The following is a 23,388-nucleotide window of genomic DNA, read 5'->3' as shown; positions in this document are numbered from 1 at the left end:
AATAGCAACAAGTTTATAAAGAGCACATTTTTGACTCAATGTTTAACAAGTTAACGAGGTTTACTGTATTCAGTTTCAGTTTTCTTGACACCTTTCCCAAATTCTTTTCTTTGTTTAACTGCAAAGCCTTTTCTCATCACTATAGTATCTTCTTGAACCTCTATGCCTTTAACAATAGAGATAGAGCCTTCCAACCCCCATGTAGCTAAGTCCTCACTCATTTGCTTGATGACTTGTGCTTCAACGATGCTCTTATCTATAGTCTCAAAGGGAGTTTTTCCAAATAACTTGTGAGTTTTAGATGCAACCATTTCGGTTGAATTCGTAATTTCAACAAGAAGCATTGGGTTAATCCTTTAAAGGTGAGCCTAACGGTTAAGGCAAGAAAACAAAGCAGGGACGTTAGAAGAATCTGAACGAGCTGTATCAAGCTACTTACAAGCCAAGCTGAATATATAAATCATGAGTTTTTTTACAATTGCATGATTCCAAGAATCTTCAGCATAAGAATCAAAAGAACATTCACAACACTTGAGCAACGCTGTGACTGTTCTTTTGACTCAAAATTAAATAGAAATGTAAGGGTTTTAACTTAGCCTGCTTTAATAGCGGGGCTTGTGCTGGACTTTATCAATCTATTAATTAGAAATCCCAATCGGACAAGAATGACAGTGATAGTTAACTGAAGCGCAACTTGCTGAATCATGTAGAGGAGTTTTTTGATTCTATACTGTTGTAACTACTACTAAGCAGCAGAGCAAGTCAGCACCAATAGGTTGCCATTAAATCGTGAGTAGCATGAACCCATTGATCATTTACTCTCTTGTTCCATTAAGATGGATATGCTGCTGGTATTTATGATCTCGACTACCTTCTAGCCAATAGCCTTTATCTAATAATTTTTGATAAGTCAGTCGAGCTTGAAATGATAGAAATGACTTTTTTTCCTCTGAATTCTTTTCTATATAGAAATAGTTAGGGTCCAGCTTGCTTTTAGAGAATGTAACCATATCTTCTCCATTGGTCATTCTCCAATAGTCATCATTAGACCTGGTTTGATCTGGCCCTGCATCCCATGGACACTTCTCAGGATATTTTTCCTTTCTTGGCATAACTCTAATGTTTCTCTAAATCTATCTGCAATTAGAGCTGAGTCAACAATCCAGACGGCAACTGAAGGCAAGCAATTTTCATTTGAAGAGTTAAATCCAACGAAAGGCGAATATCATTGCTATAGGTGATTAGTCTATTTAGCAAGAGACTATAAGCTCGTTGGGATAAATCGACTATTCGAATAAGAAGCAATCTTCAACCAATTAGAATCCAACTCTTTTCTTATCTCATATAATGAGTTATACCTTCTGTAGTCCTTTTTAAATTAAAGAAATTGAGTCAATCCAGAAGGGAAGAAGCAGCAAGCCATTTAAGGTTCCTAAGGCTAGAACTAAGGGAGATGGCTTTAATGTTAAAAGATGAAGACCTACTTCCTGAAGCTGGTGAAATTAGAGCTTTATATAGCCAGCTAGAAGCTCTTTTAAATGTAGTAAGCGGAGTAAAGAAGAAAAAGCATCCAGGTTTTAAAGATGATCCAAACACAGTAATGACGCAAAAGGTTGCTTAACCTTTTGTTCTGGATAGTCCAAGAAATTATCTATAAAAGCCTTCAAAGCCAAGCCGTATCTATGTATTGATTGCATTAATGGTTAGCAAATAGTTCATCAGATTGAGTCAGGTTAATGCAATATTGACTGGGCCCTTTCTAAGGGAAAATATTAAAATTAAATCTTTTCTTATTTTTATCGACCCTATTTGAAACTTTCTTTATATCTTTTGATGCTCTTGAGTCTCCAAAATACGAAGTTTATATTCCTGCAAGGTCTTAGATGCGAGCAAACAGCAATATACCTAGACTGGCTCATCTGGTTTCCCGACTTTTAGCCACTAGATTCAAGAATAATACAAAGATTTACACAGCTTTGACTATCAGCCAGGATAAACTGACGACACAAAATTTAGCCCAACAACCCCTGGAACGTATGTACTATAGGGATAGGTCGGCAGGTGATTGCCAATCCAGCACAGGATTTAAAGCCCTTCCAGTGCTTCCAATTCAAATAGTATGCGCGGGGGCCAAGAAAATGAATACCGCTCTTAGCTGGCTTTCCTTCCTAACCTGATTCAAGAGTTTTTAGCTAGGAACATACAAAAGAATTTAATCGGGTAGCACAAAACAATAAGAGGTGAATAAATCACTAACTAAATATTATGAGTTGAATTCGGCCAGCCAGAGAAGATTTTTTAACTATGAGCAACACCTAATCCCGCCAAAATAATTTTCTGGCAAGTTTCCAGTAAATCATTAGTCAACACAATCCAACTCCCTACAAAAAAATGGCCACTTCATAAAACTCGAAGTCTCTATACATAAAGTCTATTTAAAAGGTTTAATCATTACGACATTAATCATAAAAGTAGTCGGCATAAGTGTTTTCACGCCACCAGGATAATTCAACTCCCTCTCTTTATGAGTAAAAAGTTACCATCTCAACTATCAAACAATACAAGAACTGGTCTAGTGCGCCTAGATTTTCTAGTCAGCCTCAAGTAAATAATAAAAATCCTAATTTGTGTGAGGATTTTCAATGTCTTTAAAAAAGGGCTTGCTTAGCGCCAGCCTTGCGTTGTCTGCTTTTGCCGCACCAGCGGTGACAGGAATCTACTCCCCAGCTCAAGCAGAAGAAAAAACCGGCTATTACGGAGTGCTTTCCATAGGAAGTGACTCACTAGGTGATCCAAAGTGGGACACATCAGTTGGTGGAACAGCCTATGGGGGAAAGGCACAATTAAGTTCCGAAGGAGCTGCTTACGAACTAGGTGTTGGTTATGACTGGGGCAAATGGCGCACAGATGTCACTTATACCCAATCAGATCATGATTTAGACAGTTGCTCAGAGACTAAACAGAACGCTGCTTGTACAACTGGCAGTCAAGGTACTGGCGAATTAAAAACTTATATGTTGACTGGTTATTACGATTTTCCTACTAATTCAAAATTCACTCCTTATTTAGGAGCAGGAATTGGGAGTACAAGAATTTCTCCCAATAGCATCAATGTAGCCGGCACTAACTATGATTTAGATTCTGAAGACACTCTGACCTATCAATTAAAAGCAGGCGTAAGTTATGAGGTCGGTAAAAAAACAGACCTTTTGGCAGAAGCAAGTTATAGAAAGTACGACGACATAAATTCTGATACGCCTGTAGCTGGTGTCAAATTTGGCATTAACGATATTGATTCATGGGGCGTCCGCTTTGGGCTGCGCCAGAGGTTTTAATTAATATTCAAAGCTAAAACACATCAAAAAAGGCGATATTTTTGTATCGCCTTTTTTGATGTGTTTTAGCTTTGAAGTTAACATGCTAATAAAGACTAAAGATAAAATCTTGCATTTTCTATTCCTAGAGGTTCGACCAAAGAAAGTACTCAGTATGGAATTGTTCTAGTAGGCTTAAATCTTTCTTCATTCCTATCAAAAGCCATTAAAATGATAGTGGTCGCTATATCTCTTCACTAAAATATTACTCCGCTGAGAATTCTTTCATGCAATTAATAAGTCTAAGTATGCATTAGGCAGGCAAGCCAGCAAGGGCCATGATTTACATCAATGCTTTGCAAAAGAGGAAAGATTTATATCCAAACTGAAAAGCTAAAAAAGCAATCCGTCTTAATCATCTTAGGGTGTTTTTTTGTTCCTAAAAAGCAAATCAAGTCGTCATACTCAAAAGCTTGTAGCGCCAGTTTTAATGTACCTTGCAATGAGCTGGGCTGTCAGCAAAGTATCTTTGGATATCCAATCATGGCTCGCATAATGGGTGAAGTAACGTTTATGTCCTTCCTCCATTCCCAAGACCTGGTTCAAAAGGAAAGATTTGTTCGCTCCCAAAAATATCTTCCATACTCATTTCCTCCTTTGTTCCTGATAGGTCTTCGCTCTCATCGGATGGTTCAATAACAATTCCAAGAGAATTTTCTCCGTTATCACCTGTCCCACTCCTGTATATAGGTTGCTCCTTACTCATATAAGGAAGCATCTCATCGAAACCCAATGGCTTACCTGCTAAAGGATTCGAGAGAGCCTCAACACTCTTCCACCCTCCAAATAGGCAAGAAAAGATTAAACCAACCGATAAAGCGGCAAAAACCACGGCTTTTAAAAAGGCCGTTTCAAAGATGCGCATCTCTAACTCCATAAACTTCTTTTATGCTGCCACGACAGGCAACGATTAGAAAGCAATCTATGCTGTTAGCTAATCAATAGTTGTTCTTAATTTTAAGAAGAAGAATTAAAATCAATCGAAGAAGCGGATTAACTAACTCTTTTTAAAGAAACGAAGGGTCTAGAAGTGATGGTCTATAAGAAAGAAGAAAGGGGCTTTTATCACTCTTAATAGCGGTAATCACATCTTCTCCAGTATGCCAAATCCATTGTTGTTGAGGGTATCCTCCATCAACATCAAGGCTAGTACCTACTGGTGGGCCAAAACGCTTTCTTAAACCTGCCAAGACTTCAGTCATATTTTTATATTCCATTTCATAAGCAAGTTGTTGTAAACCATTTTTATCTTCGACACGAACACGAAGGCTTTTTACAGGTAGTCCGCTCATTTTGAAATCTCTAACTTCAAACAAATCATTATTTATCCCTCCTTGAATAGGTACTAAAGGCTGACCAATATGTCTCTCTACACTCAAAAGGTCCATTCCCCACGACAAACCCTCAACACATGCCATTGCAGGGCTAGGACTTAGTTGAAGTAAGAAGCAAAACAGCAATGCTGCAATATATCCGCAAATTTTGGTCATATAGCTGCTGATAATCCATAAATATCCAATAGTCTACTTAGTCACTTGTGAGAAAAATCTCTTGTGTTAGCGTCAGCCATCGAAATTTAAATAGTTGTTTTATTGATACTAATTTATTAAAGAAGCTATTGAGGCCTCTTAGGCCTTCTTAATTGCTACAGCTCTCTATTAGGAATAAAAGAAGTCAACAAATCTTTGTTGCAATTCTCTTATATGATTTTAACTCTAGTTTCATTTTTTCCAGAACTATCAAAGCTTCTATGACATGTTGGGGGCCATCTAGAAGGTCTTTAAAAACATGGCGAATGATCCCTTTTGAATCAATTATATAAGTCACTCTTCCATCAAGAAGTCCTAATATCTTTGGAACTCCAAATTGTTTTCTTAATAAATTCTCCTCATCGCATAATAATGGAAATGGAAGTTGATTTTTTTCTGCAAACTTACGATGACTCTCTTGATTATCGTTATTAACACCCCAAACCAAAGCTCCAAGGAGTTTAAATAGGTCATATTTATCACGAAACCCACAAGCTTGAGCTATGCATCCTGGGGTGTCATTCTTAGGATAAAAAAATAGTACCAATAATTTACCTATGCATTCCTTATTACTTCTATAGTTTCCTTCCTGATCAAACAACAAAAAATCAGGAATTGAATCACCGATCTGTAAAGTCATGGATAGATTGAAAAAAAATCTAGTGGTAATAGCTTTAAAAGTCTTAAACAACAGGAAGTATTTTCCCTCACTTATGGATCATCATAATCACGTACTTTGACAAAAGTTAAGAGCAGCCAGAGCTTCTGATTGGCCAAAGAAGTAAAGAATAGTTTCCCTGCCTGTGCAAATGCCTATAGTTGATTGAACTCCTCCCATGTTTTGTACTAAAGAGGTAGATACTAGCCAGCCAAGAGCGAAAGTGTGAATGATGCAAGATAGCAAGATTCCTCACCTACTAAAAGCAAGAAAATATAAGCATCAAATAATGCTTATATTTTGAAGAGTATTTATATTCTTATCGCTAATTATCCGAGAATAAGCAATATTTGATTAGCATGGTTTATATTGTTACCGAAACCAAAAGGCAATAAAAACCAGTCATATCAAATTAATCAAAAAAAAAAGGCCCTACTTTGAAGGCCCTTTTTCTTTCCCAGATTTTGACTAATTTAACGTAGATACTGCTTTCCACGATAAGTAAGGAGAACATGCTCCTTAACAGCGACTTCTTTCTGCTGGTTGTACTTTTTCCCTCTGTAAATAAGAGACATTGATCTTTCTCCGTTTTAGCTCAAGTCCCCGTTCCATGGCTTGAGTCGAGCTGCGGCTCTCGAAAGAGAGTCGAACGTTTTAGTAGCATTTGCTACTAAACCAGCATAACAAGAAAAGTTAATTAACTGTTAGTGGGTAGAGCAAAAAAAAAATTGGCTAGCTTTTTATTTCATTATTCTCCTTTTCGCTAGTAGATCATTGACATGTCATAAACACATCCTGTGCTAATGGAATACAGAAGTTAAATAATCTTATCTACGGAGGTGTTATTAAAATTAATACTTTATGTTGGCTCCAAGAAGTTTCCAAACCTGCTTAAACCCTCTATCAATTTGCAATCGTGCGATGTATATCAACAATCACTTAACTCAAATATCCAATGTCTTAGTAATTGGTTGTGGAGGAGCTGGGCTAAGAGCAGCTATAGAAGTCAAGTTGGCTGGGCTTGAAGTTTTAGTTTTGGGGAAGAGGGTGAAAACAGATTCACATACTGTTTTAGCTGCAGGTGGAATTAATGCTGCATTTGGGAATATAGATCCCGAAGATTCTTGGGAACACCATTTTGCAGATACCTATTTGGAAGGTTATGGAATTGGAGATCCACTACAAATTGAACTAATGGCAAAAGAGTCTCCGACTCTTGTAAAAGAAATAGATAGGTGGGGCGCAAATTTTGCGAAGTTAGAAAATGGAAGCCTAGATCAAAGATATTTTGGGGCACATACCTATAGACGAACATGTTACTCAGGTGATTACACTGGTCTATCAATATTAAAAGCACTCCTGAAGAAAGCCGATGCTCTAAATATTCCAATTGATGACAATCAATATGTTACTGACTTACTTATTAGAGATAAAGTTTGCTTTGGAGCTATGTCCTTCAATACCAGAACAAATGAAAGGACAGTCCACATAGCTAATGCTGTTATTCTTTGTACGGGTGGACATACGAAAATATGGAAAAGAAGTTCTTCAAGAAAAAATGAAAATACAGGGGATGGATATTACCTAAGCCTAAAAGCAGGTTGTGAGTTAACTGATATGGAAATGGTTCAATTTCATCCCTCAGGAATTCTTTTACCAGAAGAAATCGCAGGAACATTAGTCACAGAGGCAGTAAGAGGAGAAGGTGGAAAGCTTATAAATAGCAAAGGAGAGAGGTTCATGGCTAATTATGATAAGAAAAGAATGGAATTATCAACCAGAGATAGAGTTGCGATCGCGAATTATACAGAAATAGTGGAAGGGCGTGGAACACCTAACGGAGGTGTTTACCTGGACATTAGTCATAAAAGCAAAGAGTTCATAATGAAAAAATTGCCAAGTATTTATAAGCAGTTTTTAGACACACAAATGCTTGACATTTCAAAGCACCCAATGGAGGTAGCTCCAACTGCTCACTATTCCATGGGAGGAGTATTCATAAGCCCTGAAGATCATTGCACGTCAATAAGAGGTTTATATGCTGCTGGGGAAGTAGCAGGAGGCCTTCATGGGGCTAATCGCCTAGGAGGGAATTCACTTGCTGAAATCTTAATTTTCGGCAAAAGAGCTGGGTTAGCTAGTATTAGTTACTCTAAGCAAATAAATTCACACATCAAATCAGATAAGTCGATTAAAAAAGCCCATGAAAATATTAATAGGTTTCTAAGAAAAGGCACAGAGGCAGTAACACCATTACAACTTCATTTAAGTAATACTATGTGGAAATATTGTGGTGTTATAAAAGATAAAGAGTTGCTAGAAACAGGCTTAAAGAAAGTTCTAGAAATTAAAGATATGATTGAAAGCGTTAATATTCGAAGCAGTGATAGCAGTTATAAAGATCTTATTCAAATTTTTAATTTAGAGGCATCTGTAACTTCCGCGCAAGCAACAATACTCTCTGCTCTTCAAAGAAAAGAAAGCCGAGGAGCGCATCAAAGGAGTGATTATCCCAAATTAAATCCTTCTGAAAGATGCAATTATCATATAAAGCTTAATAAGCGTACTCTTGACCTAGATATATGCGTAAATCACATTGCTCCTTTACAAAAGAATCATCAAGACATTATTAGCAGTAGCGACCAAATAGTTAACTTCGAAGGCAAATTAATTGAATAAGCTTTAACCTAATAAAAGATCAATTACAGGAACAGAACCTGATCTAATTTTTAAAAGGATTAAAACGATCTATTTAAGATCTTGATCCCATATAAGATCAAAGGCTTTAAATCAAGCCTATTGGAGTTCAACCTATCATAGAAAATATCATCTTCCAGGCGAGATCTTTTTTCTGGCAATAATCTTTTCTTCGAAGCTTGCAGACTAATAGCACCTTAAAGCCAACCTCCTAGAGAATGTTGCCTAGGATTCAAGTCCAAGCAAACATTCATTGAAAACTCATTCGCAGTGTTGCTTAATAACCTCAAAGGGCTTCGGTAATCACAAGGAGGCACATTACTTTTAGAAGTGATCTACGGAGATATGCGCGACTTTGATGCTGACTGTAAAAGGCCGCCTTACTATGAAATCGTTGACACGATATTGATGCACCTACAAGCAAGCTACTTCCAGCTCTTTGCCATAGGTCTACTTGTTGCATCAACCTTGGCTGTTGCGCAAAAGGTATTCGAGCTATACAGCGAATCTCAGGAGCAAAGAACTAAAGAAAAAGATCAAAATGGAAATAGTTAACTTGACTCCTTCAGAACAAGAACGAGCTGTAATGGCTTCTCTTTAGGTGCAAGGCAAAGGGGCTTACGAGAAATGTAGTTGATAAGCCTAGCCCAAAATACTTTCTTAGGGAGATGTACTATTGCTCATTAAGAAAATGAGTAAAAAATCATCTTCATATGACAAGAATAAATCTAGTCAGCCCAAGTGAACTCTCTGATCAACATTTAGTGGCAGAGTATAGAGAGATTTTTATGGTTGGATCTGCGCTACAGCGGTCATTAAAATCTCCAAGCTGGAATCAAATAAAAGAACGATTACCTAAGGATTTTACATTAAATACTGGACACGTTAAATTCTTTTATAATAAAGGGAAATACCTTCATAAAAGATATTTAAAGCTTATAGCAGAAATGAAGAGGCGTGGAATGAGTCCTAATCCAGCTCGCAAATTTAAAAAAGAACAATGGCCTTATGAACTTTATCAAGATTGGGAACCAAAAGCGAAAGATATTGAACTTATAAGGATAAGAATCAATGAAAAGCTAACTCAAAAGCCAAAATGGTATCGCTGGACAAATAAATAATCAAAAAGAACCTTCTATCTAATCTCTCAATTTTAATTCTGATAATTGCTTTGAAATAGATTATTAGGTATCCTTATATTGCAATCCTTTAGTTCTAAATTTCAACTTTTACATCTCAATGTAAGCTATCGTTATTAACTCATTGTCTTTAAAGATTTAGTCATATCCTTTAAGGTTTTTTTGAAGGGGATAGGGTCCCAATCATAAAGTGAAATAGTTTCTGATGTATCTACACTATAGCAACCTCTTTTAATCATAGAAGCAGTATTTTTCATCCCTATATTGAATATCGCTAAAGAATTTATCAGTTGAGTTGGAATTCTATTTTGAGGAGATTTATTAAATCCAAGCTCTCTTAATATTTTTGAAATTTCTAAGAATGAAATAGCTTGTTGAGATGTAGCAATTATCCTTTTATGATCACTTTGTTTATTCGTTATGGATTCTACATGCAATTTTGCTATATCTCTTACATCAACAACAGTAAAGTAGATGTCTGGTAAGGCTAAAAATTTACCGCTAATCATTTTTGTAATTAGGCCTGCAGACATACCTTCTATAGCATTGCTAAGCAATGGTCCAAAGACCATTCCAGGATGAATCGTCGTCATTGTAAATGACGTATCAGATTGATTAGTCATAAAATCCCAGGCTGCTTTTTCAGCTATGGTTTTACTTTTTATATAAGCTCCAACATCTTTTGAGGTATCAGTCCAATCAGTAGGGTCACAGGTGCTTTTACTGTGGCCATAAGCTATTGCACCAATGGAAGAAGTTAACACTACTTTTTTTACATTAGATTTTTGAGCAGCCTTTAATGCACTCAATGTTCCTTTTAATGCAGGCTTAATCAGTTGCTTCTCATTTGTTGGCTCCTCGATAGAGCATGGAGAAGCAATATGAAGAAGATAATCACAATCAGAAGCAGCAGCTTCCCAGCCTTGATTATCTAGAAGATTCAGTTTGCAAAATTCAAGTTTTTCATATTCAGCTTCTAAAGCTAAAGATTTTCTCACTTCATCCTGTCGATTCAAATCTCTGAGAGATCCCTTTACCCTGTACCCTTTTTTTAATAACTCTGCAATGCAATGCAGAGCTATATATCCGGATGCACCAGTGACTAAAACTTTTTCTTGATTTATTTTCATATCATTATCATATATCTAAACAAGAAATGAACTATTGAAAATGTACTAGTTGATTTGATTGCTCTAATGGAATTTGAACGAATTGCAGAATTAATTTCACACATTTTTTATCCCCCATCAAAATCTAGTTTAAAACTTTTAATTTAAAAAAGATCACTCAATTATGTTCTCAAACCAATCGAAGATATTAGGGCGCCTAAAAGGTATTTAGTCAATTATCTCCACACTAAAAACAAATTCAGAAAGAAAACCCGCCAAAGGCGGGCTCTTGGAGATCATGAGCAAGTGTTGCCTTGTTTCCACTGCTCGGAGAATCTCATCTCCTCACTTCAGGTATTTTTACCTAATTAGTTAATTTTGGCAAGCCCTCTAGCTCATAAAAAAAGGCCCTTGCGAAACGCGCCGGACCTGGGTGATGGGGAACCTGTTTTCTAAGAGAGATTGAGCTCAAAATCAACCCCCACAAGTAGTGTTTTTTCTGATCGGTTGTATAAGTCACACTATAAATAGCGTGTATCTACCGATGACAAATCGCTTGACAGTGACTAGTGTCATCCAAGTGGCCGGGTGATGGGGATCAAACGGTCTTATGAAGCCTCTTCTGATCAAGAGGCTTTTTTAGTACTTATCAAATCTCTATGAGAGAAGGAGAGCTGCCAAAAAACTTCTCAATCAAGTCAATTAGCTGTTTAGCTGTAGACCTTTGCGCAAATAGGACCAGCCTCTTCGTCAGTTAGCACTGGAGTTGTGTCCCAATCCAGAAACTCAGCCCATTCAGCGGCATGCTCATAAAGAGCTTTTGGATCATCTGAGTCAACAACAATCCAACCTTCTAATGAACCTGGTGAATGATAACGAGAAAATGATTTAACGCCTGGATAAGGAGCGCCAGTCGCTAAAAACTTTTCTGCACTTTTCTGGTGATAACCAGCTTTGATCTTCCAGTGCTGAATGTAGAGCATGACTTTTTTAAAAACTAGTCATTCATAGCAGAAAGAAAACTCACTCGTATGTCCAACGGGATACTGATTCAGTGCTCTAAGTATGTTTAGAAAAGGATTTTAATTAAAAAGAGAAGAGTGAATATGTAAGCAAATATGTTCTTTCTTTCCGTCATGTCTTGGTTTACTGCCTCTGGCCAATCGAGCAACCGAAAGCAAAACAGTCACTGACACCTCGCCGAGCTTAACGTTTCGATGTAGTTCATTCATTTTAGAAAATTTTGTTGGTGCTGGTGGCGAGCAAACAAACTCAACGCTTTCGACCTACTTAATATTTTTGGGTATTCCTTACGAGGGCACCTGATTGGTAAAACCGGTTAAATGCCAGACAGGTAGTGAGATACCTGATACGGTCTGAGTCTGCACAGGCCGTTTTTTATGCGTCGTTTACTTTTACTACTTGCCTGTCTTTTCGCAACAGCATTTTTTCTTACTCCGATTAGATCATTTGGATCAGCTACAGATTTGTCACCAGCTGTTTCAGATATAAGTCAGAAGTTTGCAGAGAAATTTTGCAAGTCTATTGCCAAAGGGATGACGTCTGAGGAATCCGGAGCAAGTGCTGCTGCTCAACTGTCACCTCAACTTGCACAAGGCTTTTTCTTGACCCCTGTTATGAATGAACTAATGTCTTCTCCAAGAGAAGATTTATCTGCTTCCTTATCCAATAATATTTTTGATAAATGTGGAAAAAACTTTACAGGTACTAAAGAAGAGCTTGATAATTATCTAACTCAATTAGCAAGTAAAATTCCAAGCAAATCTAAGGGTTTGAATCTACCCCAGATTCGACAGAAAGAGTCTCTAAGGCAATAATAATAAGCCTCTTGCTAATTCCATTCCTTAATGCTTACTAAGAAGGCATTGTTACAGAAGACTTCCAAGAAAAACGCTTAGTTAATGATTTTGCTTGTCTAGAATAGTAATAAATGATGAAAGACGTACCACTTTCCTTTCCCTCTATTCAATAAAAAATATAGTCTAGTAATTTAGACATTGTCAGTCTTACATCTCTCAAATATAAATGTTTGATAAAAAAAATCTTCTGGCCTAATCGAATCATGCTTGTAATTATGTCTTCTGCGATTTTCAAGAATTAAGTCATAACCAATTTTATTCATGTTTTGTATAAGGTCTTTCCTTGAATGCCATTTATTTGGAAAGACAGAAGGCGGCTCATTCTGTTGCAGAACATATATATCATGATCCTTTTCAGTAAAAGTGCTATCGCAAATGATTACATATTGGCAGCCTTTCTGAGAAAGGCTGCCAATATTCGAAATTAAGTCACTTATATACTGAACAGTAGATCCAAAATATACTATATCTATATTTAGCTTAGCAGCTTCAAATTCATTTAAATCTAAGAACTTTAAATTAGCTGGCAATTTAGAGAACCTAGAATCTTGCCTAATTAGTTGTATGAGATCTTTTCTGTCTATTATAATTGTATTTGTTATATCTTGTATTTCTCTTGAAAGGTAGGCATATTGAGGGTAATTTCCACCACCATAATCAAGGATGGTAGCCTTTCGATGGGGATATCTTAGTTTTAAAATCATTTCCAGCAATAACCCTTTACGTTGATCACTCCTTCCGTAGAGATTCAATTTGGAAAGCACTGAGTATGTTTCATCAACAGCTGCTTTATCAAAATCTTTATTTAGATAGGGTGAATCCTGTCCAGATGCATTCTTAGCCTCTTCAAAGGTATTAAAAATGCCTTTATATGTATATCTACTTTTCCCTGAGGCGAGGAATTGATACAGCTTAAACACTCCTGGAGGGATAAGATTCGAAGCAACCTTTTTGAAGAACTTATGCATATTGAATACTCTTATTTTAGAAATTAATTATAATAGGCATCAAATTACTCTATAAGCTTCTTAATCATTGAATATAAAAGCTCTCTTAGGTCTATAAACCAATGATGTAAATCATAAGAACATCTGAAAAGTTCTTATCCCAAAGCCACCGAGTTAATTTGAGAGAATGCATTTCAACTACAATTAACCTGCAAGGATAATTCTTCTTATGAATCTATTAAGTAGACAGATTGCGGAATTTTAGCTATGACAACCTGGATCTCGTTATAGATATGCATCTCCGTAAATCATTCGAGATTTTGAAGAACGTATCCTGCACATAGCTTTAGATCTAAATATCCTTAGCTATTAAGTCTTAAGTGCTTTTCAGACAATATTTGTCATCACCAAAGAGCTTGCCATGGACAGTGGTGGTGGAATGGATAGAACCTATGAATAATTAGAAAGTCGCTAATTACTTTAAAAGGTGGAAAAGTATTGATATTCAAGGACTAGTATTTGCTGCACTATGGCAAGTGTGTTTCAGATCTGCTATCCAATCTTCTAGCAATTGGAACGCTTCAAGATCCAATTTGTAGTAAACCCAACGGCCACTTTGTCGATCTGTAATTAATCCAGAATCTTTAAGAACCTTAAGATGAAATGACAAGCGTGATTGCGCAAGACTTGTCTTTTTCATCAGATCACAAACACAACACTCTCCTTCTGACAAAGACTCAATGACTTTCATGCGAAGTGGATCGGCTAAAGCCTTGAGAAGCCCACTTGCTTGACTTGTTGCAAGCACATCTTTTTTAGCAAATACTAATCCCATTAATCTAAAAACTTTTTACTATTCGCTGATTCTCTCCACAGCAAAACGAGCTTTATTAAGGATGTTCCCTTTAAGTGGAACAAATCCCAAACTAGGAGCTTTATTTTGAACATCATCGCTCAATAAGTAATTCAAAGCATCTTTAATAGCTTTTGTTTTAGAGCCATTACCAGTTTCATACCCCAATATCCAAGTCAAAGTTGCAATCGGATAAGCACCACGAGCTGTTGGATTTGGATTTTTTCCAGCGAGGTTTTGATCCAGTCTGATTCCATTGAGAGCAATTGCACCTGCTTTAGTGCTTGGCTTTAAAAATTCTCCAGAAAGGTTTTGCAATGCTGCCGCTTTAATGTTGCCTCTGATATAAGACTGATTGAGATAACCAATAGCACCTGGAGTCTGCTGGATCACTCCAGCAACACCGGCGTTACCTTTCCCTCCAACTCCTTCGGGCCAGGCCACCGATTTACCTGTTCCTAATGTCCATTCACTAGAGAACGCCTGCATTGAGTTCGTGAAGACCTTAGTTGTGCCTGAGCCATCTGAACGATGAACCCAGAGGAGTTTGCCTGCAGGGCAATTCAATTCACTCCAATTAGTAACTTTGCCCATAGCAACTCTTACAGCTTGCTTTTGGCTCAGCTTGAGATCGCAATCTGGATTGTTATAGCCAAAAGCAATAGTGCCCCCAACCATAGGAATTTGAACCAAGCCACGAGTGACTTTGGCAATATCCATGGCTTTCATGGGATCATCAGAAGCACCAAAATCCACAGATTGATCGATAAAAGCTTTACGCCCAGATCCAGATCCCACTGCTTGGTAGTTCACTTTGGGACCACCGGTCTTTGCTAAATCGGAAAACCAACGGGTATAAATCTTCGCTGGGAACGTTGCACCCGCCCCGTTGATTTTTGAAGATATACCCGATGAGACACAGGCAGTGGTTATACCTGTACCAAGAGCAAGGGTGGAAGAGAGCAGAAGACCCTTCTTTATGAAGGTCATGAGAGCCACAACAGCATTGGCACATATTAATCTAATCAAATTATCTTGATGTAATCAAGCAATATTGATGGAGATTTCGTCTCTTCTTCCTGTCAGTTTCAGAGCAAATATTCGTCTAAGAATATTAAAGGTGTTGGACGAAAGCGCCAGAGAGATAAATACCATTACAAAAATTCGCCACAAAAAGTTTTATCAAGTATTTGGAATATGCAAATAAAGCAAGGCCTTGTCTTAATTAATAAAGGCAATGTTATGCCCCTTTTTAAACACAATATTTGTCTTATAAGCAATGATGACACCAAAGTCTGCTCAAAATCAATACCACAAAATGCGCCCAAATCTATTGACACGACTATATATACCTCCTTTCAATAGAAATTAAACAGCCATTAATACCTAAAGGCCTTAGCGATTTTTAAATATCTATTCCAGTAAAATTCTGGCAACAAAATTGAACAAAGATATTCAATTTCAGGATCACAACTTAGAAGTAGCCATGGTGAATGCCTCTTCAAGGAAAAAACTGTTTTCATTCCACGATTAACAATAAAAGGCCAAACCTTATCGCCAAAAGAAGTCAGAAGAAATAAGCATTAAGGCGCATTGTCTTTTTGTAGCGGTTGCTACAGAATTACCCCAATGTCAGCCGGAGGGGTTCATGATCGATACTCCGCCTGAGTATTAAATAGAAGCGAATTGACTTCTGGTCCCTGCTCCAACAGTCTCATTTTACAAGTGGGCTGGTCATAGATGGCCTCTAAAGCATTAATGACACTCCTCTGCATCGTTTAGGTGCCCTCAATGGAGCCTTTATCAGCCTTACACCTAGATCCTTGGCCCCAGGCGATCAATAGCAAATAGCTTCTCTAAAAGACGAGTAATAAAAACTGGCCTTTCTTTCTTTGGGGACAAAGAAGGGTCAGTTTTTATTACTTAAGAAGGACTCTATATTATTTTTTATAATCTTCTTTTCCACTTGCAAGAGAAAATAGGTACTTTATCTTTCGTATAATAATGACCCCAAATATAGATTCAATGCTAGTTTCGTAAGCCAATCAAAGAGGTGCAACTTATGATTACCAAAAGCGTCCATTTAATGGATGAAGTTAACATCGAACACGATGCTATTGACGAGTATTTTGAATGCATTACTGCCTGCTCTCTAAGTGATGATGGTATCCATTGCTTAACTCAATGTATTGATATTCACCTAAAAAAGGAGGAAAAGTGATCACAAAAAATCCTTTATTCATAAGTTCTCAAGGTGGATCAATTACTTGTTTTAAAGGGGATTCTGGTCGAATCTTTCGATCTTGCTCAAGAAGTCGTTGTATTTACTCAGGTGACTTACATTCTGCGAAGGCGTATTTAGAAGACTTAGAGAGAAAAAATAATCTACTGACAGCAACAAAAGAACAAATCCCTGCTCAGCGAAAAACGACACTGAAGTGGTCTAGCGATGGAGAACTCTCAGCAGTGGACATGGCAAGAATTCTTGATCGACTTGCGACTCCAGAACTCACCAAGTGTGATCTTGTTTCGCAAGATCTATGACAAATAAGAACTATATCTACTATCCTTTCTAAGAGGCGAAGTGCTATTAGAGGACAACGGTGAAACACTACGAACGCAGTGATGATAATGAAATTGCAAAACAGAATCTGAAATTAATACTCAGTTCCAATTCTTATCATTTAGCTCATCAGGATTTAGAGTTATTGAATAGCGATGAGATGCGAGGAGTTCGCATGTTGCTTGAGATTAGCAAGCCAGAACAAATACTCGAGAATGAAAAGATATTATCAACTATTATTGTATTCGGAGGAGCAAACATCTTAGACAGATTGTCTGCAAAACGAAAACTAGAAGAAGCATGTAGAATGTTAGAAGAAAATACGGATTCAAGTCAACTACAAAGGGAAAAAGATAGGTTAGAAAAAGCATATTTAATGTCTCATTACTATTAATCTGCAAGAGAGTTTTCTAGAATTGTGTCTAGAGAAAATCAAATAAAGGAGTGCCGTTCTCATGTAATTGTTACTGGTGGTGGTCCTGGCATTATGGAAGCTGCTAATAGAGGTGCTTTTGATGCAGACTGCAAATCAATAGGCTTAAACATCAGTATCCCTAATGAACAAAATCCAAATCCATTTATCACACCTGGACTTTGTTTTAAATTTAATTATTTTGCGTTGCGCAAAATTCACTTTGTAATGCGTTCAATTGCAGCCGTATTTTTTCCTGGTGGCTTTGGAACATTTGATGAACTATTTGAGCTTTTAACACTTCGTCAGACTGGAATGAAGAACAATATCCCTATAATTCTTTTTGGGCGAGAATATTGGTCTAAAGCTATTGATTTTCAACTACTTGCAGATTCTGGGCTGATTGCCGATGATCACCTAAAGCTCTTTCAATATGCAGATACAGCCTTAGAAGCCTGGGAAATAATCAAGCAAGATGCCTCAACCTGAACTGATGTCTCCACAGACGGCCTTTCCCTCATTCATTAAGGAATCAATCAAGGCAATAGGTTAAAGCTACCCCTAATACTCCCTAAACACTGGAAATACTAAAAGCACAAAGAAGATAATTTAGTCAAAATAATAGAAAGGAAAGCTTGCTCTAATTCCAACAAGGTTCTAACTCCCAAAAGCTCTCTAAACCTTTTATTCCAATAGCTAAACAAGAATCTCATATTCGCTCATGAAGTCATAGCCAGGTAAAAACTATTTATTTCAAAGCACTTATTCTCTTTCTTATAAGAAACAAATTTAATCCCTACACCTTTCTTCCAAAAGTCTTACCACTAACTAATCTAGATCTATCGATAACCTTTCCAGCAAACAAGATCATCCATACTGGCTGCCAGGGCTGACATGTCTCAACAATAGCCAGTTCAAGCAAAGAAATTCAAAGGGAGAGAGGAATTAATTTACAAGAGTTTGAGTGAAGCTGCAATTATCCTCTTAAAAAGATATAGTTAACTTATAGTCAACCACGAAAATGGCGAAAGGTCGAACGCAGCTAAATATAAATATTGAACCTGAGCTCTTGTTAAAGCTAAAAAAACAAGCGATACAGGAAGGAAAAACCTTGACGCAATATGTCACTGAGAAACTAGACAACAATCACAAATTAGATAATGATGCTCTACTTGAAGAGAGGCTCATAAAGATAGAGGAAAGCCTTGGTTTAAAGAAGAGTGCAGCTACATTAAAACAAAACATCGGAGTTATCTTTACTGATCATGGAGCAAAGAAATATGGCGAAGTTGCTAAGGAAGAATTTGAATATCACTGCAAAGAAAAGGGACTGACTATCGAGAAGGCCTTGCAAGAATTATCATTGGTGCTCAAGAAGCTCCCTCATGCCTCTCCCGAACTAGTCTTCACAATATTATTAGGTACACATTCTTTAACAGCTCAAGAAATGACACAGGCTTATAGGCATGGATCTTGCGCAATGAGGACTGCTCTAGTGTTGTGGTCTAATGATCCTTTAGAAAAGTTGAATCATGCTTTCCTAAACGCAGTTATTACGAAAAGTCTTAAATAACTTTTTCGACATAACTTGATCTTCTTCCAATGGATCAAGATTTACGAAAGGCAGATAGCAAAGAATTGCTCAAAAAGCTAGAGATTTAATGTTTGTGATCCATAGTCGCTGCTTACTCTAAGTGGACACATCTTCCTGGTGTATCAGATTTATATGCTGCTCTGATATCGGCTACTATGAGACCCTAGCTATGACAACATTGCGCCAAGGCAATAAATAGAAAGTAAAATCTAAAAATAAAAAAGGACGATATAAAAATATCGCCTTTTTACAATTTAAAAATTAAATTTGGCTAAGTTTAGAACATATAGCGTAGTCCTAATTTAGCTACCCACTCTGTACTGTCTTTCACCTTAAATTTCACTCCTGCAACGTTAGTAGAAGTTTCTATATCATCATAAATTTTATAAGCTGCTTCTCCAAATAGATCCATCTTGTCACTAACAGGATGAGTTACTCCTGCTTTTAATTGATACGTAGTACTATCATCATCACCAAGTTTATATTTTGTGCCACCAACCGTAAAGTTTTCCACATCAAAATTAGTGGTGCCAATTCCTGCTCCGACGTAAGGCTCCCATTTAGAATTAGTATCTATATCGTAGTAGGCATTAATCATAAAGCTGTTAGTTTCGACCTCTCCACTAGTTGATGAGCAATTAGTTCCTGTAACTTTAGTTTCTGTACAATCACCTAAATCACCACCTCCATTCTCATAAGTCAAATCAGTACGCCACGCACCAAAGTCATATCCAATGCCTACTTCCCCTGAGAAGCCTGCATCAACAGGTGCCTTACCACCATATTTTGTCCCGCCAATAGTTGATTCCCACTTGGTTCCATCGATATCACCAATACCTACAGAAAGTACCCCGTAAAAGCCTTTATCATCTTCTACTGATTGGCCTGCAGAATACACATCAGCGAAAACTGGAGTAGCTACACAAGAGCAAACAATGCTTGCCGTAAGCAAGCTCTTTCTTAATGACACTTGATTTCTCACACAAAAAATACAACAAAATAATACTCAAGTTTATCTAGATGGACTAGTCAAAATAGGCGGAACGATGTTTGGCTTTTACTGAAATCAACTAATTAAATTACTAAAAATAGGTAGAAAGAGCTTGAGCTCTAAGCGCAGAAGTTGTCAATCTAAATCACCTCCTCCTGCCAAATGCATAATCAACTAGCTAAGGATCTAGCAATGGCATATATAGACTTGTGATCCAACTACATTCACTTGGACATATAACTCTCAGGAAGCTTGCTTACTAATCAAAGGAGATGTGATCGTTACTCCTGATGGAGTCAGCCTCTGAGATTTGGAGTCGGTGATCTAGTTGTTTTTCCTGCTGGAATGTCTTGCAAGTGAGAAGTGCATAAAACAGTTCGTAAGCACTATCGTTTTGGTAACTAGTCAATCAATGCAGACACTGAAATCGAGGGTTTATTCAAACTTTATTCAAACCAACACTTTTCTCTGAGATCCGATGGCTCAACAGGCGGTTAACTGCTAGCTAATGAACCAGTGCATTTGACTCAATGAAAACAGTTTCAAGGAAGTCACAAAATCCGTTCACACTCTGTACACACTTTTAAGGCTCAAATGACTAAAGAAAAGAGACCAAGTCCTATGAAGGAATTTCTAGACAAGTTCTTTGAGTTATGCAAGGAATATCAGCAAGAAATACCGCCACACAAAATAGCAGAGGTTTTAAGAGACTATGCAGAAAGATTGGATAGCTAATGAAAGACCTACTACTACTCCTGTCTAGTATTCAATAAAAATAATGCCTGATAAGCCTTCAAAATGGATCACCTCCCTGCGCGAAGAAATTCGACAGGCATGTGGCGAAGGATGGATGGTCCGAGGCATAGGGAAAGGTCTTATTCAAAAGGTTCAGCTGACAGTTCGTTTTGAAGATGGCAACAGAACCAGCATTGTTCTTGGGCCAAAGGCCAAGAACAATCCAGATTTTGTTCCATGGGTAGGCACAAGTGCAGGATGGATATTGAAAATCTCCACAGACATTTCGCTAATAATGAAGTCTCAAGGAAAGGGCCTAGCAGAAGCATATGAGCTAGTGAAACAAAATAACGAGTCTGGATTAAATGGTGCACTCGACTGGGAACAACTAGCTAGAAAATTCAAATCGCATAAAACAAGTAATGGGAAGAAAGGATCACGAGTTTGGAACCGAAACTACCGAACTCCTATTGACCGCACATTGCTTATCCTCACTGGCGAAACTTCTGTATCAAGTGGCTACTCGGTTTTAAAAACCCTTGTTGAACGTCATGGGGGAGAGCCTGGCTCAGCAAGCCGACGACTCCGGATCCAATACGCAGCGGAATTCCTACGCTTTGCCTTTAAGAATGGGGCTAATAGAAGTTGGCTGCCACCAGAGGATCTGAATACATTCATTGGAGAGAAGGCAACTATGGGTCAAATTCAGAGAGTCTGACAACAGCTAGAACGGAATTACACAGAAAGGCCGAAATTTAGTGCTTGGTGATCCATATTCGGTTCTGGTCCTAATGGGACTGCTCTTCCTTGGGTTACAGCTTTATGAGCTGCTATCACCATCAAAAACAGCAAAGGCGAAAGTCTTTCTTTGACAAAACTTAGATGTATGCAATTCAACTACGTATAGAGAAGCTCTTCGGACAGATCCACACGGGGAAAGATTAAAGCTGGAATGAGATACCTGATCAATTCAGACGCCGGAGAAGAGGATCCCATTACCTCTCAGGGCTTCGACAACTACGACGATGCCTATGAATTACTAAAGGAGATCTACGGAGATATGTACTGCTCAGATGCTGACTACGTAGCTCCTCTTTACTACGAGATCATTGAGCTAAAAGATTGAACGATTTGGGTGATCATCAATACATGCAGAATACCTGTCCAACCAGCTTGATACTTTTTATTTAGAACTGTAGTTACTCTGATTTCACTCTAATCCTTTAAACACTAGTTATACCAAGCAAATAAGCGAAATTAACTAATGGCTAATGAACAGTTAAAAGCCATTAATAACAATGAATCTGCACAATCTCTAGGAATCTATGCTGGGAAATTCTAACGAGAAGATAAGGAAGCCCTTAGCTTCTATGAGCTTATTACCCATGATCTTTTATCTCTACTCTTTCTCGCCAGCATGCAATCTTTAAGCCATGAAGACCTAGACATATTCAAACCCTTTTATCAGTAACTTTGCTGCCAACTGCCTAAGGGCCCATATCGCAGAAATCGATGCAGGGTGGCAGCCATGTCGATGGAGGCATAGCCTAGAAGCATATTTAAGAAGTTGATCCTTGGGCGTCAAAAGCCAATAATGCTGCTGCTTTCGACAGCGCTAATTTAGAAGATTTGAAAATAAGGCCAAATACTTGGGTAACCAGAACGAAAGCTCTAGTTAGAACCTAGTTTGTTCTGAATTAAGTGAATTCAATATTTCTGCAGGGTGGTTGCACCTGCATTAGGAAAAGTCATCACACAATAAAAAAGCCTCTTGATCAGAAGAGGCTTCATAAGACCGTTTGATCCCCATCACCCGGCCACTTGGATGACACTAGTCACTGTCAAGCGATTTGTCATCGGTAGATACACGCTATTTATAGTGTGACTTATACAACCGATCAGAAAAAACACTACTTGTGGGGGTTGATTTTGAGCTCAATCTCTCTTAGAAAACAGGTTCCCCATCACCCAGGTCCGGCGCGTTTCGCAAGGGCCTTTTTTTATGAGCTAGAGGGCTTGCCAAAATTAACTAATTAGGTAAAAATACCTGAAGTGAGGAGATGAGATTCTCCGAGCAGTGGAAACAAGGCAACACTTGCTCATGATCTCCAAGAGCCCGCCTTTGGCGGGTTTTCTTGTGCCTAAAGTTACATCCGATGATAGATATGTCCGAAATATGCGTGAACTCTGAATAAGAAGAAATAGAAAGTCTCAGCGTAACTGCCAAAGGATGCTCAAGGGAAAAGAGCATTAATGGTCACCAAAACGAACGCAAGAAATGGTGCAAAGCATCACTTCTTAAACTAGCAAACAGGCTAAGAATAGATGTCGAGAATCCTCCCTCTCAAAGCTATTCATGCCAACAGAATTCGCACCCTAGAGTTAGCACTTAGCTTTCATTGAACACAAAAAAAAGACCCTTGACCAGACCGTCAAGGATCAATTTTGATACCTACTTCAGCTTTATCTAGTAAGAAATTTTTTAATACTTTGCAGATAAGGCTTGAATGGATTGAATTCCATTTAAAAAATACCTGGAATCATCTGTCCAGTTGTTGCATAAGAACCAAGTGCTGCTACAAAGCCGATCATTGCAGCCCAGCCATTAAATTTTTCTGCTTCAGGAGTCATGAGAGTAGTTAAAAATAACCCTTTAAATATAAAGGAAACATGAAGGAACTGTGGGTATAAACCCCTACGGCATTGATTGATCTTTTTTCTTTTATTCATTAGCTTGGCTTATCCTGCTTGATTTCTTTATTGGGGCAGAACGGAATTGGAATATGTGGCCTAGCGGCCTCAGCACATTGAAATGGTTTTACAGCTTTATGAGCTGCTATCACCATCAAAAACAGCAAAGGCGAAAGTCTTTCTTTGACAAAACTTAGATGTATGCAATTCAACTAC

The 23,388-nt window shown here is 37.7% G+C and carries 26 protein-coding genes and 2 pseudogenes; 14 read left to right on the top strand and 14 right to left on the bottom strand.

Translation table 11 applies throughout. From position 1 onward, the window contains the following. Window positions 1-50: 50 nt before the first annotated feature. Both SOI82_RS08725 and SOI82_RS08720 read right to left on the bottom strand, forming a co-directional pair. Window positions 51-344 carry a hypothetical protein gene (locus SOI82_RS08725; protein WP_320667034.1) on the bottom strand — a complete coding sequence of 98 codons (294 nt, stop codon included), beginning with the start codon at window positions 342-344 and terminating at the stop codon, window positions 51-53. A 471-nt stretch (window positions 345-815) separates the two neighbouring features. Further along, on the bottom strand, window positions 816-1,112 hold the full coding sequence (locus SOI82_RS08720; RefSeq protein WP_320667033.1) for a hypothetical protein: 297 nt from the start codon (window positions 1,110-1,112) through the stop codon (window positions 816-818). A gap of 275 nt (window positions 1,113-1,387) precedes the next feature. On the opposite strand from SOI82_RS08720, the gene SOI82_RS08715 reads away from it, so the two are divergent. Together SOI82_RS08715 and SOI82_RS08710 are read left to right on the top strand one after the other, a co-directional pair. After that, window positions 1,388-1,621 (top strand): hypothetical protein, encoded by a 234-nt coding sequence (locus tag SOI82_RS08715; protein WP_320667032.1) that lies wholly within the window; start codon window positions 1,388-1,390, stop codon window positions 1,619-1,621. 1,021 nt (window positions 1,622-2,642) lie between these two features. Beyond that, a complete protein-coding gene (locus tag SOI82_RS08710) occupies window positions 2,643-3,335 on the top strand; it encodes an outer membrane protein (RefSeq protein WP_320667031.1) in 693 nt (230 codons plus the stop codon). Window positions 3,336-3,885: 550 nt separating this feature from the next. On the opposite strand, the gene SOI82_RS08705 is transcribed toward SOI82_RS08710, so the two are convergent. From SOI82_RS08705 to SOI82_RS10545, 4 genes are all read right to left on the bottom strand, one after another. Next, on the bottom strand, window positions 3,886-4,251 hold the full coding sequence (locus tag SOI82_RS08705) for a hypothetical protein (protein WP_320667030.1): 366 nt from the start codon (window positions 4,249-4,251) through the stop codon (window positions 3,886-3,888). Between the two features lie 130 nt (window positions 4,252-4,381). Further along, complete coding sequence (locus SOI82_RS08700) at window positions 4,382-4,864, bottom strand: hypothetical protein (protein ID WP_320667029.1); 483 nt, start codon at window positions 4,862-4,864, stop codon at window positions 4,382-4,384. Window positions 4,865-5,048: 184 nt separating this feature from the next. After that, window positions 5,049-5,543: a peroxiredoxin gene (locus SOI82_RS08695; RefSeq protein WP_320667028.1), complete on the bottom strand. Its 495-nt coding sequence runs from the start codon at window positions 5,541-5,543 to the stop codon at window positions 5,049-5,051. Between the two features lie 491 nt (window positions 5,544-6,034). Next, entirely contained in the window at window positions 6,035-6,136 is a 102-nt protein-coding gene (locus tag SOI82_RS10545) for a DUF4278 domain-containing protein (protein ID WP_414153509.1), read from the bottom strand. Window positions 6,137-6,482: 346 nt separating this feature from the next. Between SOI82_RS10545 and SOI82_RS08690 the strand changes: the two genes are divergently transcribed. The 3 genes from SOI82_RS08690 to SOI82_RS08680 all read left to right on the top strand — a co-directional run bounded on the left by SOI82_RS08690 (window position 6,483) and on the right by SOI82_RS08680 (window position 9,379). Then, window positions 6,483-8,240, top strand: a complete 1,758-nt coding sequence (locus tag SOI82_RS08690) for an FAD-dependent oxidoreductase (RefSeq protein ID WP_320667027.1) — start codon at window positions 6,483-6,485, stop codon at window positions 8,238-8,240. Between the two features lie 363 nt (window positions 8,241-8,603). Beyond that, the gene (locus tag SOI82_RS08685; RefSeq protein WP_320667026.1) at window positions 8,604-8,813 is read left to right on the top strand and encodes a hypothetical protein; all 210 of its coding nucleotides are present in this window, start codon (window positions 8,604-8,606) and stop codon (window positions 8,811-8,813) included. Window positions 8,814-8,971: 158 nt separating this feature from the next. Next, window positions 8,972-9,379: a pyrimidine dimer DNA glycosylase/endonuclease V gene (locus SOI82_RS08680; protein WP_320667025.1), complete on the top strand. Its 408-nt coding sequence runs from the start codon at window positions 8,972-8,974 to the stop codon at window positions 9,377-9,379. Window positions 9,380-9,513: 134 nt separating this feature from the next. Here the strand turns inward: SOI82_RS08680 and SOI82_RS08675 are convergent, their stop codons facing one another. From SOI82_RS08675 to SOI82_RS08665, 3 genes are all read right to left on the bottom strand, one after another. Then, entirely contained in the window at window positions 9,514-10,527 is a 1,014-nt protein-coding gene (locus SOI82_RS08675; RefSeq protein WP_320667024.1) for an aldehyde reductase, read from the bottom strand. Between the two features lie 689 nt (window positions 10,528-11,216). Beyond that, window positions 11,217-11,489: a DUF3303 domain-containing protein gene (locus SOI82_RS08670; protein WP_320667023.1), complete on the bottom strand. Its 273-nt coding sequence runs from the start codon at window positions 11,487-11,489 to the stop codon at window positions 11,217-11,219. A gap of 99 nt (window positions 11,490-11,588) precedes the next feature. After that, window positions 11,589-11,738 (bottom strand): hypothetical protein, encoded by a 150-nt coding sequence (locus SOI82_RS08665; protein ID WP_320667022.1) that lies wholly within the window; start codon window positions 11,736-11,738, stop codon window positions 11,589-11,591. 168 nt (window positions 11,739-11,906) lie between these two features. On the opposite strand from SOI82_RS08665, the gene SOI82_RS08660 reads away from it, so the two are divergent. Continuing rightward, window positions 11,907-12,344 (top strand): hypothetical protein, encoded by a 438-nt coding sequence (locus SOI82_RS08660; RefSeq protein ID WP_320667021.1) that lies wholly within the window; start codon window positions 11,907-11,909, stop codon window positions 12,342-12,344. A gap of 173 nt (window positions 12,345-12,517) precedes the next feature. Here the strand turns inward: SOI82_RS08660 and SOI82_RS08655 are convergent, their stop codons facing one another. The 3 genes from SOI82_RS08655 to pstS all read right to left on the bottom strand — a co-directional run bounded on the left by SOI82_RS08655 (window position 12,518) and on the right by pstS (window position 15,176). Then, window positions 12,518-13,354: a hypothetical protein gene (locus tag SOI82_RS08655; RefSeq protein ID WP_320667020.1), complete on the bottom strand. Its 837-nt coding sequence runs from the start codon at window positions 13,352-13,354 to the stop codon at window positions 12,518-12,520. Between the two features lie 484 nt (window positions 13,355-13,838). Further along, window positions 13,839-14,168: a metalloregulator ArsR/SmtB family transcription factor gene (locus tag SOI82_RS08650; protein ID WP_320667019.1), complete on the bottom strand. Its 330-nt coding sequence runs from the start codon at window positions 14,166-14,168 to the stop codon at window positions 13,839-13,841. Between the two features lie 18 nt (window positions 14,169-14,186). Continuing rightward, a complete protein-coding gene (pstS, locus tag SOI82_RS08645) occupies window positions 14,187-15,176 on the bottom strand; it encodes a phosphate ABC transporter substrate-binding protein PstS (protein ID WP_320667018.1) in 990 nt (329 codons plus the stop codon). A gap of 1,096 nt (window positions 15,177-16,272) precedes the next feature. Between pstS and SOI82_RS08640 the strand changes: the two genes are divergently transcribed. From SOI82_RS08640 to SOI82_RS08625, 4 genes and pseudogenes are all read left to right on the top strand, one after another. Further along, the gene (locus SOI82_RS08640) at window positions 16,273-16,407 is read left to right on the top strand and encodes a hypothetical protein (RefSeq protein ID WP_320667017.1); all 135 of its coding nucleotides are present in this window, start codon (window positions 16,273-16,275) and stop codon (window positions 16,405-16,407) included. Next, entirely contained in the window at window positions 16,404-16,730 is a 327-nt protein-coding gene (locus SOI82_RS08635; RefSeq protein WP_320668466.1) for a hypothetical protein, read from the top strand. The genes SOI82_RS08640 and SOI82_RS08635 overlap by 4 nt, the downstream gene beginning before the upstream one ends. Window positions 16,731-16,789: 59 nt before the next feature. Then, window positions 16,790-17,650 (top strand): annotated as a pseudogene (locus SOI82_RS08630) (LOG family protein). 532 nt (window positions 17,651-18,182) lie between these two features. After that, window positions 18,183-18,734 carry a hypothetical protein gene (locus SOI82_RS08625; RefSeq protein WP_320667016.1) on the top strand — a complete coding sequence of 184 codons (552 nt, stop codon included), beginning with the start codon at window positions 18,183-18,185 and terminating at the stop codon, window positions 18,732-18,734. A gap of 298 nt (window positions 18,735-19,032) precedes the next feature. Here SOI82_RS08625 and SOI82_RS08620 read toward each other — a convergent pair whose 3' ends face one another. After that, window positions 19,033-19,725 carry an outer membrane protein gene (locus SOI82_RS08620; protein WP_320667015.1) on the bottom strand — a complete coding sequence of 231 codons (693 nt, stop codon included), beginning with the start codon at window positions 19,723-19,725 and terminating at the stop codon, window positions 19,033-19,035. A 268-nt stretch (window positions 19,726-19,993) separates the two neighbouring features. On the opposite strand from SOI82_RS08620, the pseudogene SOI82_RS10540 reads away from it, so the two are divergent. The 4 genes and pseudogenes from SOI82_RS10540 to SOI82_RS08600 form a co-directional block, all read left to right on the top strand. After that, a pseudogene (locus tag SOI82_RS10540) lies at window positions 19,994-20,053 on the top strand (hypothetical protein); the annotation flags it as partial. A gap of 287 nt (window positions 20,054-20,340) precedes the next feature. Next, a complete protein-coding gene (locus tag SOI82_RS08610; RefSeq protein WP_320667014.1) occupies window positions 20,341-20,481 on the top strand; it encodes a hypothetical protein in 141 nt (46 codons plus the stop codon). Between the two features lie 43 nt (window positions 20,482-20,524). Then, window positions 20,525-21,199 carry a hypothetical protein gene (locus SOI82_RS08605; RefSeq protein WP_320667013.1) on the top strand — a complete coding sequence of 225 codons (675 nt, stop codon included), beginning with the start codon at window positions 20,525-20,527 and terminating at the stop codon, window positions 21,197-21,199. 234 nt (window positions 21,200-21,433) lie between these two features. Then, window positions 21,434-21,607 carry a hypothetical protein gene (locus SOI82_RS08600; RefSeq protein WP_320667012.1) on the top strand — a complete coding sequence of 58 codons (174 nt, stop codon included), beginning with the start codon at window positions 21,434-21,436 and terminating at the stop codon, window positions 21,605-21,607. Window positions 21,608-23,004: 1,397 nt separating this feature from the next. On the opposite strand, the gene SOI82_RS08595 is transcribed toward SOI82_RS08600, so the two are convergent. Continuing rightward, a complete protein-coding gene (locus SOI82_RS08595; RefSeq protein WP_320668406.1) occupies window positions 23,005-23,112 on the bottom strand; it encodes a high light inducible protein in 108 nt (35 codons plus the stop codon). Window positions 23,113-23,388 lie beyond the last annotated feature (276 nt).

Origin of the sequence: Prochlorococcus sp. MIT 1307, assembly GCF_034092395.1 — a bacterium.
GTDB lineage: Bacteria > Cyanobacteriota > Cyanobacteriia > PCC-6307 > Cyanobiaceae > AG-363-K07.
The sequence above is the reverse complement of the archived record's forward strand: the minus strand, read 5'-3'. Positions and strand labels throughout refer to the sequence as shown.

What these genes read in the sequence shown, in the direction of transcription:
- SOI82_RS08610 (WP_320667014.1), top strand. Translation starts at nt 20,341, where the DNA reads ATGACTAAAGAAAAGAGACCAAGTCCTATGAAGGAATTTCTAGACAAG.
- SOI82_RS08625 (WP_320667016.1), top strand. Translation starts at nt 18,183, where the DNA reads ATGGCGAAAGGTCGAACGCAGCTAAATATAAATATTGAACCTGAGCTC.
- SOI82_RS08685 (WP_320667026.1), top strand. Translation starts at nt 8,604, where the DNA reads ATGCGCGACTTTGATGCTGACTGTAAAAGGCCGCCTTACTATGAAATC.
- SOI82_RS08725 (WP_320667034.1), bottom strand. Translation starts at nt 344, where the DNA reads ATGCTTCTTGTTGAAATTACGAATTCAACCGAAATGGTTGCATCTAAA.
- SOI82_RS08660 (WP_320667021.1), top strand. Translation starts at nt 11,907, where the DNA reads ATGCGTCGTTTACTTTTACTACTTGCCTGTCTTTTCGCAACAGCATTT.
- SOI82_RS08655 (WP_320667020.1), bottom strand. Translation starts at nt 13,354, where the DNA reads ATGCATAAGTTCTTCAAAAAGGTTGCTTCGAATCTTATCCCTCCAGGA.
- SOI82_RS08650 (WP_320667019.1), bottom strand. Translation starts at nt 14,168, where the DNA reads ATGGGATTAGTATTTGCTAAAAAAGATGTGCTTGCAACAAGTCAAGCA.
- SOI82_RS08675 (WP_320667024.1), bottom strand. Translation starts at nt 10,527, where the DNA reads ATGAAAATAAATCAAGAAAAAGTTTTAGTCACTGGTGCATCCGGATAT.
- SOI82_RS08670 (WP_320667023.1), bottom strand. Translation starts at nt 11,489, where the DNA reads ATGCTCTACATTCAGCACTGGAAGATCAAAGCTGGTTATCACCAGAAA.
- SOI82_RS08705 (WP_320667030.1), bottom strand. Translation starts at nt 4,251, where the DNA reads ATGGAGTTAGAGATGCGCATCTTTGAAACGGCCTTTTTAAAAGCCGTG.
- SOI82_RS10545 (WP_414153509.1), bottom strand. Translation starts at nt 6,136, where the DNA reads ATGTCTCTTATTTACAGAGGGAAAAAGTACAACCAGCAGAAAGAAGTC.
- SOI82_RS08680 (WP_320667025.1), top strand. Translation starts at nt 8,972, where the DNA reads ATGACAAGAATAAATCTAGTCAGCCCAAGTGAACTCTCTGATCAACAT.
- SOI82_RS08695 (WP_320667028.1), bottom strand. Translation starts at nt 5,543, where the DNA reads ATGACTTTACAGATCGGTGATTCAATTCCTGATTTTTTGTTGTTTGAT.
- SOI82_RS08690 (WP_320667027.1), top strand. Translation starts at nt 6,483, where the DNA reads ATGTATATCAACAATCACTTAACTCAAATATCCAATGTCTTAGTAATT.
- SOI82_RS08710 (WP_320667031.1), top strand. Translation starts at nt 2,643, where the DNA reads ATGTCTTTAAAAAAGGGCTTGCTTAGCGCCAGCCTTGCGTTGTCTGCT.
- SOI82_RS08665 (WP_320667022.1), bottom strand. Translation starts at nt 11,738, where the DNA reads ATGAATGAACTACATCGAAACGTTAAGCTCGGCGAGGTGTCAGTGACT.
- SOI82_RS08605 (WP_320667013.1), top strand. Translation starts at nt 20,525, where the DNA reads ATGCCTGATAAGCCTTCAAAATGGATCACCTCCCTGCGCGAAGAAATT.
- SOI82_RS08640 (WP_320667017.1), top strand. Translation starts at nt 16,273, where the DNA reads ATGGATGAAGTTAACATCGAACACGATGCTATTGACGAGTATTTTGAA.
- pstS (WP_320667018.1), bottom strand. Translation starts at nt 15,176, where the DNA reads ATGACCTTCATAAAGAAGGGTCTTCTGCTCTCTTCCACCCTTGCTCTT.
- SOI82_RS08595 (WP_320668406.1), bottom strand. Translation starts at nt 23,112, where the DNA reads ATGACTCCTGAAGCAGAAAAATTTAATGGCTGGGCTGCAATGATCGGC.
- SOI82_RS08600 (WP_320667012.1), top strand. Translation starts at nt 21,434, where the DNA reads ATGAGATACCTGATCAATTCAGACGCCGGAGAAGAGGATCCCATTACC.
- SOI82_RS08720 (WP_320667033.1), bottom strand. Translation starts at nt 1,112, where the DNA reads ATGCCAAGAAAGGAAAAATATCCTGAGAAGTGTCCATGGGATGCAGGG.
- SOI82_RS08700 (WP_320667029.1), bottom strand. Translation starts at nt 4,864, where the DNA reads ATGACCAAAATTTGCGGATATATTGCAGCATTGCTGTTTTGCTTCTTA.